At 59.2% G+C, this 14,932-nt stretch carries 14 protein-coding genes; 10 read left to right on the top strand and 4 right to left on the bottom strand.

Features of this window, described 5'->3' with window-relative positions; all coding sequences use genetic code 11:
• The first annotated feature begins 110 nt into the window (after positions 1-110).
• From DG357_RS05710 to DG357_RS05700, 3 genes are all read left to right on the top strand, one after another.
• Positions 111-1,610: a PTS transporter subunit EIIC gene (locus tag DG357_RS05710; protein WP_028012223.1), complete on the top strand. Its 1,500-nt coding sequence runs from the start codon at positions 111-113 to the stop codon at positions 1,608-1,610.
• A gap of 83 nt (positions 1,611-1,693) precedes the next feature.
• Complete coding sequence (gene malI / locus DG357_RS05705; protein ID WP_028012222.1) at positions 1,694-2,710, top strand: Mal regulon transcriptional regulator MalI; 1,017 nt, start codon at positions 1,694-1,696, stop codon at positions 2,708-2,710.
• Positions 2,711-2,783: 73 nt separating this feature from the next.
• Entirely contained in the window at positions 2,784-3,305 is a 522-nt protein-coding gene (locus DG357_RS05700) for a metal-dependent hydrolase (protein WP_088205210.1), read from the top strand.
• A gap of 42 nt (positions 3,306-3,347) precedes the next feature.
• On the opposite strand, the gene cysS is transcribed toward DG357_RS05700, so the two are convergent.
• Positions 3,348-4,733 carry a cysteine--tRNA ligase gene (cysS, locus tag DG357_RS05695; RefSeq protein WP_041911037.1) on the bottom strand — a complete coding sequence of 462 codons (1,386 nt, stop codon included), beginning with the start codon at positions 4,731-4,733 and terminating at the stop codon, positions 3,348-3,350.
• 175 nt (positions 4,734-4,908) lie between these two features.
• On the opposite strand from cysS, the gene ppiB reads away from it, so the two are divergent.
• The 5 genes from ppiB to mnmH all read left to right on the top strand — a co-directional run bounded on the left by ppiB (position 4,909) and on the right by mnmH (position 8,977).
• Positions 4,909-5,403, top strand: a complete 495-nt coding sequence (gene ppiB / locus DG357_RS05690; protein ID WP_000256009.1) for a peptidylprolyl isomerase B — start codon at positions 4,909-4,911, stop codon at positions 5,401-5,403.
• A 3-nt stretch (positions 5,404-5,406) separates the two neighbouring features.
• Positions 5,407-6,129 (top strand): UDP-2,3-diacylglucosamine diphosphatase, encoded by a 723-nt coding sequence (lpxH, locus tag DG357_RS05685; RefSeq protein ID WP_045260708.1) that lies wholly within the window; start codon positions 5,407-5,409, stop codon positions 6,127-6,129.
• Between the two features lie 119 nt (positions 6,130-6,248).
• Complete coding sequence (gene purE / locus DG357_RS05675; protein WP_006809824.1) at positions 6,249-6,758, top strand: 5-(carboxyamino)imidazole ribonucleotide mutase; 510 nt, start codon at positions 6,249-6,251, stop codon at positions 6,756-6,758.
• Positions 6,755-7,822 carry a 5-(carboxyamino)imidazole ribonucleotide synthase gene (purK, locus tag DG357_RS05670; protein WP_028012218.1) on the top strand — a complete coding sequence of 356 codons (1,068 nt, stop codon included), beginning with the start codon at positions 6,755-6,757 and terminating at the stop codon, positions 7,820-7,822. The genes purE and purK overlap by 4 nt, the downstream gene beginning before the upstream one ends.
• 84 nt (positions 7,823-7,906) lie before the next feature.
• Positions 7,907-8,977 (top strand): tRNA 2-selenouridine(34) synthase MnmH, encoded by a 1,071-nt coding sequence (mnmH, locus tag DG357_RS05665; RefSeq protein WP_088205211.1) that lies wholly within the window; start codon positions 7,907-7,909, stop codon positions 8,975-8,977.
• Between the two features lie 122 nt (positions 8,978-9,099).
• Here the strand turns inward: mnmH and DG357_RS05660 are convergent, their stop codons facing one another.
• The 3 genes from DG357_RS05660 to ybbA form a co-directional block, all read right to left on the bottom strand.
• Positions 9,100-10,245, bottom strand: coding sequence for a porin (locus DG357_RS05660; RefSeq protein ID WP_047367634.1), 1,146 nt, complete (start codon positions 10,243-10,245; stop codon positions 9,100-9,102).
• Positions 10,246-10,427: 182 nt separating this feature from the next.
• Positions 10,428-12,842 (bottom strand): putative ABC transporter permease subunit YbbP, encoded by a 2,415-nt coding sequence (gene ybbP / locus DG357_RS05655; RefSeq protein WP_088205212.1) that lies wholly within the window; start codon positions 12,840-12,842, stop codon positions 10,428-10,430.
• Complete coding sequence (gene ybbA / locus DG357_RS05650) at positions 12,839-13,525, bottom strand: putative ABC transporter ATP-binding protein YbbA (protein WP_041912055.1); 687 nt, start codon at positions 13,523-13,525, stop codon at positions 12,839-12,841. The genes ybbP and ybbA overlap by 4 nt, the downstream gene beginning before the upstream one ends.
• On the opposite strand from ybbA, the gene tesA reads away from it, so the two are divergent.
• A complete protein-coding gene (tesA, locus tag DG357_RS05645; RefSeq protein WP_028012213.1) occupies positions 13,496-14,119 on the top strand; it encodes a multifunctional acyl-CoA thioesterase I/protease I/lysophospholipase L1 in 624 nt (207 codons plus the stop codon). The two genes, ybbA and tesA, sit on opposite strands and share 30 nt — an antisense overlap.
• Positions 14,109-14,918 (top strand): SDR family oxidoreductase, encoded by an 810-nt coding sequence (locus DG357_RS05640; protein ID WP_088205213.1) that lies wholly within the window; start codon positions 14,109-14,111, stop codon positions 14,916-14,918. The genes tesA and DG357_RS05640 overlap by 11 nt, the downstream gene beginning before the upstream one ends.
• The last annotated feature ends 14 nt before the right edge of the window (positions 14,919-14,932 follow it).

Below are 14,932 nucleotides of genomic sequence, written 5' to 3'. Positions count from 1 at the left end.
GATTTCAGTTGCGTGTTTTTCACTCTTTCCCCACGATAAGTAGAACGTTCTACTAAAACGTTCTACTTACAATAACAGCGCTTAAAAAGCGCTACTCGGGGGAAATCAGCATGAGTCTGATATCAGGGTTTGTTAAATCGCTGTCTAAGTTATCGATGATTGGTCGCGCCTTAATGCTGCCAATTTCACTGCTTCCCGCTGCGGGCCTGCTGCTGGCCTTCGGCGATAAGTTCCACCTGCCGCTAATGATGAACGCCGGCGGGGTTATCTTTGATAACCTGCCGATGCTGTTTGCCATCGGCTCTGCTGTCGGTCTGGCCTCGGAATCCGGCATTGCAGCACTCTCGGCGGCGGTGTCGGTGTTTGTCACCAACATCACCATCAGCACCGTGCTGAGCATTACGCCGGAAATGGCCTCACAGGGCGGAAAATATGCCATGGTGGTCGGCATCCCGACGCTGCAGATGGGCGTCTTCGGCGGGCTTATCTGCGGCATTCTCGCAGCCTGGTGCTACAACCGCTTCCACACCATGCAGCTGCCGGAGTTCCTCGGCTTCTTCTCCGGGAAGCGCTTTGTGGCGATCGCCACGGCGTTCCTCTCTTTCCTGATGGGGCTGCTACTGCCGTACGTCTGGCAGCATATTCAGGCCGGTATCGACGCGCTCTCGGTGATCGTAAACGGTGATAACCAGGCGGCATCAACCTTTATCTTCGGGCTGGTGGAGCGCGCGCTGATCCCGCTCGGCCTGCACCACATCTGGTATCCGTCCTTCTGGTATTCGTTCGGGGATTACACCACCCAGGCGGGCCAGGTGATCCACGGTGACCAGACCATCTGGTTCAAAATGCTCGAAGAGGGGGTGAAATCCTTCAGCAGCGACACCTACCAGAACGCCGGTAAGTTCATGCAGGGCGAGTTCCCGCTGATGCTGTTCGCGCTGCCTGCGGCATGCCTGGCGATGTACCACGAAGCGCATACGAAGAATAAGAAAATCGCGGCCGGTATTCTCTTCTCCGCTGCCCTCACCTGCTTCCTGACGGGGATCACCGAGCCGGTAGAGTTCACCTTTATCTTCGTGGCGCCGATTCTGTACGTCTTCAACGCCATCATGGCGGGCCTGGCGTACATGACCATGTACCTGCTGCACGCGCATATCGCCAAATCGTTCTCGGCGGGCTTTATCGACTACCTGTCGTTCGGGATCCTGCCGTCGTTTAACGGCTATCAGACCAACTTCCTGAGTGCCATTATCATCGGCATTCCGATGGCGCTGATTTACTACTTCACGTTCCGCTTCGTGATCCGTCGCTTCGATGTGAAAACGCCGGGCCGTACGGAGGTGACCGCCAGCGCGAATGACAAGTCCGATTCCGAACTTGCCACCGAAATCATCGGCCTGCTGGGCGGCGCGCAGAACATTGACTCCGTCGGCTCCTGCATCACCCGCCTGCGTCTGGAAGTGGCGAAGAGCGATGCGGTGGACAGGGACGGACTGAACGGGCTTGGCGCGCGCGGCGTGGTCTTCGTCGGCGACAACGGGATCCAGGTGATTTTCGGTGCCAGAGCACAGTTTATCGCCCAGACCATGTCCACCATGATCGGCAAATAATAAGATGCCTGAACGACACGTCTCCTGTACGCTGGGAGACGTGTCTTATCCGGCTGATAATCGGTAAATTTCAGGGAGCGGTTTTGAAGAAAGTCAGCATCATTGATGTCGCAAAGCACGCGGGCGTCTCGGTCTCTACCGTGTCGCTGGTGCTACGTCAGAAAGGGAAAATCTCAGAGGCGACGATCGAGAAGGTCAATGCCGCCATCACGACGCTGGGCTATGTTCATAACGTTGCCGCTGCCAACCTCCGCGCCAACACCTCCAATCTTATCGGCCTGATCCTGCGCGACTTCAGCGACAGCTTTTCCATCAAGGTGATGGCGAGCATCGTTCAGGAGCTGGAGAAGCAGGGTTATATGGTGTTTCTCGGCCAGCCGCTGAACGACCAGGAACATCTGGAACGGACCCTGCTGTCGTTTAAGCAGCAGGGCGTCGCGGGCGTTATTTATCTGGCGTCTGACACCCGTAACGCTGCTTTACCGGAGCAGATCCGCCAGTGCCCGCTGCCGCTGGTGGCGGTCTCTCAGTCTCTGCTGGACGAAAAATGCAATCTGGTCATGCGCGATAATCGCCAGGCGGCGAACCTGGCCGCACGCTATCTTATCGAACGCGGACACCGCACGATCGCCTACATTGGCGGGCGCGAGGGCTGTCTTATCCGCGAGCAGCGCCTGCTCGGCTTTCGCAGCGCGATGACGCAAAACGGGCTGGTCTGGCGCGATGATTATTCACCGGCCTGCAGCGACGACACCCAGGCCGCCGCGATGGCAACGCGCCAGCTGCTGGAGAAAAACAGCTCCATCACCGCCCTGCTTTGCCACTCCCCGGATGCGATGATCGGCTCCATTTCCGGCATTCATCAGGTGGGCCGCACCGTGGGGAAAGACGTGTTCCTGACCCAGCAGGTGGCGCTGATCGGTTTTGAAGATATGCTCCACGTCAACCTCACCTCCCCTTCCTTCACCTACGTCTCTTCGGCCAGCGATGAAACCGGACGACAGGCGGCGGGGCTGATTATCCGCAAGCTGAAGGAGCCGGATCTGCAAACCCAGCGCATTACGCTGTCCGGGCAGCTTATCGCCCGCGAGTCGGCGTAAAATCAGAATTTGACACAGGTTTGCTGCAGCGGATTCGCTGCTATATTGCTGTGATTTGCCATGGATAATTGCAATGCCTACCGTTATCACTCACGCTGCTGTTCCCCTTTGCCTGGGCTTAGGTCTGGGAACGAAAGTCATCCCTCCCCGCCTGCTGTTTGCCGGGATCGTGCTCGCCATGCTGCCGGACGCCGACGTGCTGGCGTTCAAATTCGGCGTCGCCTACGGGAATATTTTCGGCCACCGCGGCTTTACCCATTCGCTGCTGTTTGCCTTTGCGGTACCGATACTCTGCGTGCTGATTGGCCGACGATGGTTCCGGGCCAGCCTGACGCGCTGCTGGCTGTTCTTAACCGTTTCACTGCTGTCGCACAGCCTGCTGGATTCCGTTACCACCGGCGGAAAAGGCGTCGGCTGGCTGTGGCCGTGGTCAGACGAGCGCTTCTTTGCGCCGTGGCAGGTGATCAAGGTCGCGCCGTTTGCGCTGTCGCGCTACGCCACGCCGTACGGGCATGAGGTCATTATCTCGGAACTGCTGTGGGTGTGGCTGCCGGGGGTGGTGCTGATAGGGATGTTGTGGTGGAAAAGAAGGTAAAAGTAGGCCCGGTAAGCGTTAGCGCCACCGGGCGTTACAGACTTACTTACGACGCCAGGTCGTCCCCTGCGGGCCGTCTTCCAGAATAATGCCCATCTCGGTCAGACGGTTACGCGCCGCATCTGCCGCCGCCCAGTCCTTCGCCTGACGCGCTTCCAGACGCGCCTTGATCAGCGCTTCAATTTCCGCCACTTCACCGTCGTCCGCCTGCGCGCCGCTCTGCAGGAACGCGTCCGGCTCCTGCTCCAGCAGGCCGAGCACGGAAGAGAGCTTACGCAGATGAGATGCCAGCGCATTCGCCGCTGCCATGTCCTCTGACTTCAGGCGGTTCACTTCGCGCGCCATGTCGAACAGTACGGAGTAGGCTTCCGGGGTGTTGAAATCATCGTTCATCACCTCAACGAAGCGCGCTTCGAACGCTTCGCCGCCCGCCGCAGGCACAGATTTGTCGGTGCCACGCAGCGCGGTGTACAGACGCTCCAGCGCCGAGCGCGCCTGCTTCAGGTTCTCTTCGCTGTAGTTCAGCTGGCTACGATAGTGGCCAGACATCAGGAAGTAGCGCACGGTTTCCGCGTCGTAATACTTCAGCACGTCGCGCACGGTGAAGAAGTTGCCCAGCGATTTCGACATCTTCTCGCGGTCAACCATCACCATCCCGGAGTGCATCCAGTAGTTAACGTACTCGCCGCCGTGGGCGCAGGTGGACTGCGCAATTTCGTTTTCGTGGTGCGGGAACATCAGATCCGAACCGCCGCCGTGAATGTCGAAATGGTTGCCCAGCTGCTTGCAGTTCATCGCTGAACATTCAATGTGCCAGCCCGGACGGCCTTCGCCCCACGGGGATGGCCAGCTCGGTTCACCCTCTTTGGACATCTTCCACAGCACGAAGTCCATCGGGTTACGCTTCACGTCAACCACGTCCACGCGCGCGCCGGCCTGCAGCTGGTCCAGATCCTGACGGGAAAGCGCGCCGTAGGTTGGGTCCGTCGGCACGGAGAACATCACGTCGCCGTTTTCCGCTACGTACGCATGACCGCGTTCGATCAGCTTTTCGGTGATCTCGATAATTTCGTGGATATGGTGGGTCGCACGCGGCTCGCTGTCCGGACGCAGAATATTGAGGGCATCAAAATCTTTGTGCATCTCAACAATCATGCGATCCACCAGCGCAACAAAGCTTTCGCCGTTTTCATTAGCGCGCTTGATGATTTTGTCGTCGATGTCGGTGATGTTACGCACGTACTTCAGGTTATAGCCCAGGAAGCGCAGGTAGCGAGAGACCACGTCGAACGCGACAAAGGTACGGCCATGGCCGATATGACAGAGATCGTAAACCGTAATACCACACACGTACATGCCGACTTCCCCGGCATGGATAGGTTTAAATTCCTCTTTCTGGCGCGTCATTGTATTAAAGATTTTTAACATCGAAGATTCCATGTAAACACGTGTGTGAGTTGTTTGTTCCATATAATACCCATAATTCGGAATAGGATCAGCACACAATGCAAGGTGATCGCGTCCTGTGGTTATGCTATAACAAGCCCCTATATATGACCCGAAGGCGGGTCGACGTACCACAATAACGGAACAGGATGCAAAAATGGTTACTTTCCACACTAATCATGGCGATATCGTAATCAAGACCTTTGATGACAAAGCGCCTGAAACAGTTAAAAACTTCCTGGACTACTGTCGCGAAGGTTTCTACAACAACACTATTTTCCACCGCGTGATCAACGGCTTTATGATCCAGGGCGGCGGTTTCGAGCCTGGCATGCGCCAGAAAGAGACCAAAGAGGCGATCAAAAACGAAGCGAACAACGGCCTGAAAAACACCCGCGGTACGCTGGCAATGGCCCGTACTCAGGCGCCTCACTCTGCCACCGCGCAGTTCTTCATCAACGTAGCGGATAACGACTTCCTGAACTTCTCCGGCGAAAGCCTGCAGGGCTGGGGCTACTGCGTGTTCGCAGAAGTGGTTGAAGGTATGGACGTGGTCGACAAGATCAAAGCCGTCTCTACCGGCCGCAGCGGCATGCACCAGGACGTTCCTAAAGAAGACGTTGTGATTACAAGCGTGACCGTCAGCGAGTAATTCGTGGCGACACTCTTTATTGCGGATCTGCATCTGCAAACAGAAGAACCGGCGATAACCGCCGGTTTTCTGCGTTTTTTACGCGGTGAAGCGAAAAGCGCCGATGCGCTGTACATCCTGGGCGATCTGTTTGAAGCCTGGATTGGCGACGACGACCCTAACCCGCTGCATCGTGAAATGGCTGCCGCCATTAAAACGCTGGTAGATTCCGGCGTCCCCTGCTACTTCATTCACGGCAACCGTGATTTCCTGCTCGGTAAGCGCTATGCCCGCGAAAGCGGTATGACGCTGCTGCCGGAAGAACAGGTGCTCGATCTCTATGGCCGCAAGGTACTCATCATGCACGGCGACACGCTCTGCACTGACGATACCGGCTATCTGGCGTTTCGCGCCAAGGTCCACACCCCGTGGATCCAGAAGGTGTTCCTTGCCCTGCCGCTGTTTATCCGCAACCGCATCGCCGCCAGAATGCGTGCGGGCAGCAAAGCCGCCAACAGCAGCAAATCCCTGACCATCATGGACGTCAACCCGCAAGCTGTGGTGAGCGTGATGGAAAAGCATGGCGTTCAGTGGCTGATCCACGGTCATACCCATCGCCCTGACGTGCATTCTCTGAGCGCCAACGGTGAACCGGCCCATCGCGTGGTATTGGGCGCATGGCACACTGAGGGTTCGATGGTCAAAGTCACCCCGGAAGGTGTCGAACTGATCGCTTTTCCGTTTTAACGTTTTCTCGTCGTTTCGCTTATTTCTCAGCCACGCAACCGTTTTCCTTGCCCGTATAACATGCTATTCTCTGTGCCCTCGAAAGCAGTGTGTTTCGCACCACAGGAGTTTTAAGACGCATGTCTTCCCGCAATAATCCGGCGCGTGTCGCCATCGTGATGGGGTCCAAAAGCGACTGGGCTACCATGCAGTTCGCCGCCGAAATCTTTGAAATCCTGAATGTTCCGCACCACGTTGAAGTGGTTTCCGCACACCGTACGCCGGACAAACTGTTCAGCTTCGCCGAAAGCGCCGAAGAGAACGGGTATGAGGTGATTATTGCCGGTGCGGGCGGCGCAGCACATCTGCCGGGCATGATTGCCGCCAAAACGCTGGTGCCGGTTCTGGGCGTCCCTGTTCAAAGCGCCGCGTTAAGCGGTGTCGATAGCCTCTACTCCATCGTCCAGATGCCGCGCGGTATTCCTGTCGGCACGCTGGCAATTGGCAAAGCGGGCGCGGCGAACGCCGCCCTGCTGGCCGCGCAAATTCTTGCAACGCACGACAAAGATTTACACCAGCGTCTGGCGGAGTGGCGTAAAGCCCAGACCGACGAGGTGCTGGATAACCCGGACCCGCGGGGTGCGGCATGAAGCAGGTTTGCGTCCTCGGCAACGGCCAGCTGGGCCGCATGCTGCGTCAGGCTGGCGAACCGTTGGGGATTGCCGTCTGGCCCGTCGGGCTGGACGCCGAGCCGGAAGCGGTGCCGTTCCATCAGAGCGTGATCACCGCCGAAATTGAACGCTGGCCGGAAACCGCCCTGACCCGCGAGCTGGCGCGCCATAACGCCTTTGTGAACCGCGACGTGTTCCCGATCATTGCCGACCGTCTGACGCAGAAGCAGCTGTTCGACAAGCTGGGCCTCGCAACCGCCCCGTGGCAGCTCCTGTCTGATAAAAGCGAGTGGAATGACGTCTTCGCCATGCTGGGCGAGCTGGCGATTGTGAAGCGCCGCGTGGGTGGCTACGACGGCCGCGGCCAGTGGCGCCTGCGCGCAGGCGACACCGCCGAACTGCCGGACGACTGCTACGGCGAGTGCATCGTTGAGCAGGGCATCAACTTTAGCGGCGAAGTGTCGCTGGTAGGCGCCCGCGGGCACGATGGCCGCACGGTGTTTTACCCGCTGACGCATAACCTGCATCAGGACGGCATTCTGCGCACCAGCGTCGCCTTCCCGCACGCCAATGCCGACCAGCAGGCGCAGGCGGAAGAGATGCTTTCTGCCATCATGCACGAGCTGGGCTACGTGGGCGTGATGGCGATGGAGTGCTTCGTCACGCCGTCGGGCCTGCTGATCAACGAGCTGGCGCCGCGCGTGCACAACAGCGGCCACTGGACGCAAAACGGCGCCTCCATCAGCCAGTTCGAACTGCACCTGCGCGCCATCACCGACCTGCCGCTGCCACAGCCCGTTGTTAACAGCCCGTCGGTGATGATCAACCTGATCGGGACCGATCTGAACTACGACTGGCTGAAGCTGCCGCTGGTGCATCTGCACTGGTATGACAAAGAGGTTCGCGCGGGTCGTAAAGTGGGTCATCTCAACCTGAACGACAGCGATACCGACCGCCTGAGCGCCACCCTGGAGGCGATCGTTCCTCTCCTGCCGCCAGAATACGCGAGCGGAATTGTCTGGGCACAGTCAAAGCTCAAGTAAGACATCTGCGCCGGGGAGTTGACCTTCCCCTTCCCCGGCGTACAATCCCCGCCCATTGCTGCTGAGTTTTCTTCTGGAATCACCATGAACGATGGAACGGACTATCGCGCGATCCTCGCGTCTGATACCCCTTTAATCGACGTTCGCGCGCCGATCGAATTTGCCCAGGGTGCGATGCCCGCCGCACTCAACCTGCCCTTAATGAACGACGACGAGCGTGCCGCCGTCGGTACCTGCTATAAGCGCCAGGGACCCGACGCCGCGCTGGCGCTCGGCCATAGCCTGGTGAGCGGCGAGACGCGGGAGGCGCGCATTAACGCCTGGCGCGAAGCCAGCCTTGCGCACCCCGAGGGCTATCTCTGCTGTGCGCGTGGCGGTCAGCGCTCGCATATCTCTCAGGCCTGGCTGAAAGAGGCTGGCATCGACTACCCGCTGATCCGCGGCGGCTATAAGGCCCTGCGCCAGACGGCGATTCAGGCCACCATTGAGCAGTCGCAAAAGCCGATGGTGCTTATTGGCGGCTGTACCGGCAACGGTAAAACGCTGCTGGTGAAGCAGCACGCGCAGGGCATCGATCTGGAAGGGCTGGCGCACCATCGCGGCTCGTCGTTTGGCCGCACGCTTACGCCGCAGCTTTCCCAGGCGAGCTTCGAGAATCACCTTGCGGTTGAGCTATTGAAAAAAGACGCCGCGCGCTGGGTGCTGGAGGACGAGGGCCGGATGATTGGCTCCAACCACCTGCCGGAGTGCCTGCGCGACCGCATGGTTGACGCCCCTATCGTTGTCGTCGAAGACCCGTTTGAAACCCGACTTGAGCGCCTGCGCGAAGAGTATTTTGACCACATGTGGGCGGATTTTTCTGCCGCGTACGGTGAGGAGGCGGGCTGGAAGGAGTACAGCGAGTACCTGCACCACGGCCTGTTTGCCATTCGCCGTCGGCTTGGGCTACAGCGTTTTGCGGAATTTACGGCGCTGCTGGACGCGGCCCTTGCCGAACAACAGCGAACGGGCAGCACCGACGCGCACTTCAGCTGGCTTGTACCGCTGCTGAAGGACTATTACGACCCGATGTACGGCTATCAGCTGGAGAAGAAAGCGGAGAAGATTGTCTATCGCGGGACGTTCGCAGAAATTGCCGAGTGGCTTAATCGCTAAAAAAAGCCGGGTGGCGAGGTAAAAGCAAAACGGCAACCTGGGTTGCCGTTTTTAATGTTTTTTCCCTCTCCCCGTGGGAGAGGGTCAGGGTGAGGGCATCAGGCCGCACCCTACATGACATCTTAGAAGTCGTAACGCAGACGCACCAGGTTCATGTCGCCCAGGTTGTCGGTGCTGGAGGTGAACACGTGTTCGTAATCCACGCGGAAACCGTAATCCAGCTGGAAGCTGATACCCACGCCGTTGTCGATGCGCTGGTAGTTACGGCCGTTCACGTACTCGATGCGGTCACCCATGAAGTAAGGCTGGATGGATTTCACCGCGTACTGACCGATTGGGAATTTGTACCCTGCGAAGTATTCAATACCCCACGCGTCGCCCGCAAAGTAGTCGTTAACAGACACTTTTTTGGTGGTCAGGAAGTTCTGGTACCAGCCGCCGCCAGCGGAGAAGGTCCAGTTGTCCGGCGTCCAGCTCAGCGCGGTACCGACAATATTCTGGTCGTAGGATTTGCTGTCGCCGTTGTCCGGGTTACGCATGTCCGCGCGGGTGTAGTTCCACGCAGCGCCCCAGGTCAGATCGGTGGTCAGGTGGTAATCGATACCCAGTGAGCCGCCGCCTTTACGCTTGTAGCGCAGGCCGTTGCCCGGCAGGTATTCGCTGTCTTCAAACAGGTAGGATGCATAGATGTCCGCATCGCCCACGGTTTTCTTATATTTCAGCATCTGGCGTGAACGGTAAGAGCCGTCGTAGTCGCCATTGATCCCGTTACCCGGCGCCTGGCCGATCATGTCGTAGTCCCAGATATCGGTTTTCGCGCCCACCACATCGTAGTACACGCTGTTCTGCTGGCCGAAGGTCAGCGTACCCCAGGTATCGCTCTTCAGGCCGGTGTAGAGCATACGGCGTGAGGTGTCGTGCGCGCCGTCGGCGTAGTGGTTATCCCAGTTAAACTGCGCCGGAATGTTCACCCCCAGCTCGTAGTAGCTGATCCAACTGATGTCATCGAACAGGTAGTAGTCTGCCGCGAAACGGAAGCGGGTACCGCCGTCAAAGCCGTTACGCTTGTAGCCGTTTTTGCCGTCATCGCCGGTCATGTTCTGGAACTGAGGACGAATACTACCGCCAACGGTGAAGTTCAGGCGGCTCAGCGGGTTACCCGCCTGAGGATCCTGCTTAAGTACGGTGATTTCTGCCTGAGATGCAAAAGTAGTCAATGCCACTGCCGCGCCGATCGTTGCCGCCAGCGCTGATTTTTTTATAGTCATTATTTTTCCTTAATAGACACGCTGCTAAATATTTAGCTGGTGAATATTAACCGGAAATTTTCGGGCTGTGTGGGCGGGTTTTTAATGTTTTGTGCTACTAAATGCGTTGGCATTATCACTTTGTGCTATTTAAGCATTACGCACCGGCATAAAAACCGGTGCGTAATTATTACCATGCCAAATCAATTCACAAACTGCCGGAACAGGGCCTTGCCCTTTAACAATCGCGCCCCGAGCCAGCCCCCGCAGAGGGAGAGCAGCACCGCGCCGCAGAGAGGGAGTACTAGCCAGAGACGCCAGTCAGGCTCCCACGGGAAGTCGAAGACCTTTGTCTGCAGCACCGCCAGCGCCGTCTCCGCGCCAATCGCCGCGACCAGACCCGCCACCAGCCCAAGCAGCGCAAACTCGCTCCAGAGCGTCGCCCGCAGCAGCCGCTTACCCGCGCCGAGCGTGCGGTAGACTATCAGTTCCTGATGACGCTGGCGCATGCCCACCTGCACCTGCGCCAGCAGCAGCAATATGCCGCAGATTGTCACCAGCACCACCATCACCTCCAGCGCGCGGCTCACCTGCTCCAGCACTTGCCCGACCTGTTTGAGGATCGCGCCGATATCCAGCAGGCTCACCGTCGGGAACTCCCGGTTAAGCTGCGTCAGCATGCCGTTGCCGTTTTCCCAGCGGAAGCTGGTCAGCCAGCTCTGCGGCTGCCCGTCCAGCGCGCCTGGCGGGAAGATGAAGAAGAAGTTTGGCCGCAGGCTTTCCCAGTCCACTTTACGGAGGCTGGTGACTTTGGCGGTAAAATCCTGGGTATCACCGGTGAAGGTCACGCTGTCCCCGAGCTTCACGTTCAGGCGCGTCGCCAGCCCCTCTTCCATCGACACCTCTCCCGCTTTCGGCGGCCAGCTACCGGCGGTAATCGGGTTATGGTCGGGACGTTTCTCCTGCCAGGTCAGGTTGAGTTCGCGGTTAAGCGACTCGTCCTTGTTCCCCTCAGTTGACTGACCGTTGATCTGCGTCAGACGCGCACGGACGATGGGATAGAACGACTCGGGAATAATGTGATGCTCCGACAGGAAGCCCTTCAGCGGCGTTACCTGTTCCGGTGCGATGTTGATCAGGAAATAGTTCGGGCTTTCCGGCGGAAGCTGCTGCTGCCAGCGATCCAGCAGATCCCCGCGAAGCACGAGAAGCAGCGCCAGCAGCATAAACGACAGCGAAAAGGCCGACAGCTGGCTGAGCGTTGACCAGGGCTGATGCAGCAGGCGGTTGACCGCCAGCCGCACCGGCAGGGATTTTACCGTCAGCCTTTTCAGGACGTTGAGCAGTATCCAGCCCAGCACTCCGCACAGCAGCGCCAGTACCACCGCGCCGGCCAGCACGGCCCACAGCAGGGTGCTGCCGCCCATCAGCCAGGCCAGCAGCCCGACCGCAACAGCAATAATCGCCGGGAGATAGAACTTCAGCGGCCAGACGTTCGCCACCACATCATTGCGCAGCACCCGCAGCGGCTGCGTCGCGAGCAGCAGGCGGTACGGGCGCAGCCCCACCAGCACCGAGATTACCGTCATCGCGCCCATCGCCCACAGCCACGGCCAGAGGCTTGCCGGGGGCAACGCGGCCGGCAGCACCGGTTTCAGCATCACCATCAGCAGTTTTTCAAACAGCAGGCCTATTATTCCGCCAGTGAGCGCAGAGAGGGCCAGCAGCATCAGCCACTGGCCGACGATCAGCTTGCGCAGCTGCGCCCGCCCCGCGCCGAGGGTTTTAAGGATCGCCACCAGGTCGTAGCGGCTGCGGCAGTAGTGCCCCATCGCCACGGCAACCGCCGCCACCGCCAGCAGCAGGGTTAACAGCGCCGACAGCAGCAGGAACTGTTGGGAACGTTCGAGGGATTTGCCGAGCGCGCCTTCGTCCTGCTCCAGCCCGTACCAGCGGTGTTCCGGCTTGAGCTGCGGCAGAAGCCATTTTTCATACGCCTCCAGCTGCGCGGGCGTGCCGCCAAACTTGTAGCGCCAGGTGACGCGGCTTCCCGGCTGGACGGCGTTGGTTTTCGCGACATCGGTGGTGTTCATCAGCAGGCGCGGCGCGAGCTGGAACGGATTAAAGCCGGAGTCGGGCTCCTGCACCACTTCCCCGGCGATTTTCAGCGTGGCATCGCCAACGTCAATACTGTCGCCGGGCTTCAGGTTAAGAAGCGCCATCAGGCGCGATGCCAGCAGCACCGTGCCGGGCGTCGGCTTTAGCCCCGGCGGGCTGGTTTGTAATTCCCCGTACATCGGGTAGATGTCGTCCACGGCCTTCACGCTGGCGAGCTGCGGGGTGTCCCCCGCGAAGGTCATGGTCTGGAAGGTGAGCTGCTCTCCCACCTTTAGCCCTTCCTTGCGCGCTTCCTCAATCCAGCCAGGCGGCACAGGACGCGAGCTTTGCAGCGCCCGGTCCCCGGCCATAAATTCGCGGCTCTGCTGGCTGAGCCCTTTTTCCATACGGTCGCTGACGCTGCCGAGCGCCAGCACGCAGGCCACCGCCAGGCTTAACGCCAGCCAGACAATCAGCAGCGAGGGCGAGCGCCATTCGCGCCAGAACCAGCGGGCGATCATGCTTCCTCCTGAAGAATACCGTTCACCAGCCGCAGGCGGCGGTCGCAGCGGGCGGCCAGCTGCGGATCGTGGGTCACGAGGATCAGCGTGGTGCCATGTTCGCGGTTAAGCGAAAACAGCAGATCAGCAATTTTATCCCCGGTTTTACGGTCAAGGTTGCCGGTGGGTTCATCGGCAAACAGCACTTCCGGGCGGCCGTTAAACGCCCGCGCCAGCGCCACGCGCTGCTGCTCGCCACCAGAAAGCTGTGCCGGAAGATGGTCGAGGCGCTTGCCCAGGCCGAGCTGTTCCAGCAGCGCCTTCGCATGCGTGCGGCTTTCGCGACTCTTTTCGCCGCGCAGCAGCGCCGGGAGTTCGACGTTTTCCAGCGCGTTCAGGGTCGGGATCAGCATAAAAGACTGAAAGACAAAACCGATATGCCGCGCGCGCAGCGCGGCTCGCGCCTCTTCATCAAGCTGGTGCAGCGGTTGCCCGACCAGGTGGACTTCGCCGCTGCTGCCATCGTCCAGACCGGCCAGAATCGCCAGCAGCGTAGACTTGCCGGAACCGGATTCGCCAATCAGCGCGATGGTTTCGGCGCGTTTGACAACGAGTTCAACTCCGGTAAGGATTGAAAGCTCCTGCTCCCCCTGACCGACGGACTTCTTAAGACGATGAACTTCAACACTGTTTTCCGCTGGCATTTGCCCTTCCTGTTTTTGATGCTGATGACCTTCCGCGCGGCGGCAGCGGACACGTTACTGATTCTTGGCGACAGCCTGAGCGCGGGCTACCGCATGGCGGCCAGCGCGGCCTGGCCGGCTCTGCTCAATGACAAATGGCAAAGCAAGACGACCGTTATCAACGGCAGCATCAGCGGCGATACCTCGCAGCAGGGTCTGTCGCGCCTGCCTGCGCTGCTTAAGCAGCATCAGCCGCGCTGGGTGCTGGTTGAGCTTGGCGGTAATGACGGCCTGCGTGGCTTCCAGCCTCAGCAAACCGAGCAAACGCTGCGTACCATTTTGCGGGACATCAAGGCGGCAAACGCCCAGCCGCTGCTGATGCAAATTCGCCTGCCCGCCAACTACGGTCGTCGGTATAATGAGGCCTTTAGCGCGATCTACCCTAAGCTTGCCAAAGAGTTTGATATTCCGCTCCTGCCATTTTTCATGGAAGAGGTCTATCTCAAACCTCAGTGGATGCAGGACGACGGTATCCACCCCAATCGCGATGCGCAGCCGTTTATTGCCGACTGGATGGCAACGCGGCTGGCTCCTTTAGTTAAACATGACTCGTAATTCAGCGGAGTTCCTGACAGGTAAAGTTATGCAAAAATCGGTCTTAATTACAGGATGTTCCAGCGGAATCGGCCTTGAAAGCGCGCTTGAACTAAAGCGCCAGGGATTCAGGGTGCTGGCAGCGTGCCGCCAGCCTGACGATGTCGAGCGCATGAACGGGCTGGGCTTTACCGGCATACAGCTGGATATGGACTCGCCGGAGAGCGTTGAACGCGCCGCCGACGAGGTGATAGCCCTGACCGAAGGCCGTCTGTACGGTCTCTTTAATAATGCCGGTTACGGCGTGTATGGCCCACTGGATACGCTCTCGCGCGAAACGCTGGAGAAGCAGTTTTCAACCAATTTCTTTGGCGTCCATCAGCTCACCATGCGTCTGCTCCCGGCCATGCTGCCGCACGGCGAAGGGCGCATCGTGATGACATCGTCAGTGATGGGGCTGATTTCCACCCCGGGCCGCGGCGCCTACGCGGCCAGCAAATATGCGCTGGAAGCCTGGTCCGACGCCCTGCGCATGGAGCTGCGCCACAGCGGCATCAAGGTCAGCCTGATTGAACCCGGCCCGATCCGCACCCGCTTTACCGAAAACGTTAACCAGACCCAGGCGGATAAACCGGTCGAAAACCCCGGCATCGCCGCACGTTTTACCCTCGGGCCAGAGGCGGTGGTTGCCAAAGTGCGCCATGCTTTTGAGAGCGAGCATCCCAAAATGCGCTATCCAGTGACGCTGGTCACCCATGCCGTCGGCTGGTTAAAGCGCCTGCTGCCGGGCAGGATAATGGACAAAATTTTGCACGGCTGAGTTGAAGCGACGAC

The organism is Enterobacter bugandensis (assembly GCF_900324475.1).
Classification (GTDB): domain Bacteria; phylum Pseudomonadota; class Gammaproteobacteria; order Enterobacterales; family Enterobacteriaceae; genus Enterobacter; species Enterobacter bugandensis.
Note: the sequence above shows the minus strand (reverse complement) of the source record. Positions and strands in the feature narration are given on the sequence as shown.

Excerpts from the sequence above, each read along its gene's own strand:
- DG357_RS05710 (WP_028012223.1), top strand. The coding sequence starts at position 111 with ATGAGTCTGATATCAGGGTTTGTTAAATCGCTGTCTAAGTTATCGATG.
- DG357_RS05700 (WP_088205210.1), top strand. The coding sequence starts at position 2,784 with ATGCCTACCGTTATCACTCACGCTGCTGTTCCCCTTTGCCTGGGCTTA.
- cysS (WP_041911037.1), bottom strand. The coding sequence starts at position 4,733 with ATGTTAAAAATCTTTAATACAATGACGCGCCAGAAAGAGGAATTTAAA.
- ppiB (WP_000256009.1), top strand. The coding sequence starts at position 4,909 with ATGGTTACTTTCCACACTAATCATGGCGATATCGTAATCAAGACCTTT.
- purE (WP_006809824.1), top strand. The coding sequence starts at position 6,249 with ATGTCTTCCCGCAATAATCCGGCGCGTGTCGCCATCGTGATGGGGTCC.
- purK (WP_028012218.1), top strand. The coding sequence starts at position 6,755 with ATGAAGCAGGTTTGCGTCCTCGGCAACGGCCAGCTGGGCCGCATGCTG.
- mnmH (WP_088205211.1), top strand. The coding sequence starts at position 7,907 with ATGAACGATGGAACGGACTATCGCGCGATCCTCGCGTCTGATACCCCT.
- DG357_RS05660 (WP_047367634.1), bottom strand. The coding sequence starts at position 10,245 with ATGACTATAAAAAAATCAGCGCTGGCGGCAACGATCGGCGCGGCAGTG.
- ybbP (WP_088205212.1), bottom strand. The coding sequence starts at position 12,842 with ATGATCGCCCGCTGGTTCTGGCGCGAATGGCGCTCGCCCTCGCTGCTG.
- tesA (WP_028012213.1), top strand. The coding sequence starts at position 13,496 with ATGAACTTCAACACTGTTTTCCGCTGGCATTTGCCCTTCCTGTTTTTG.
- ybbA (WP_041912055.1), bottom strand. The coding sequence starts at position 13,525 with ATGCCAGCGGAAAACAGTGTTGAAGTTCATCGTCTTAAGAAGTCCGTC.
- DG357_RS05640 (WP_088205213.1), top strand. The coding sequence starts at position 14,109 with ATGACTCGTAATTCAGCGGAGTTCCTGACAGGTAAAGTTATGCAAAAA.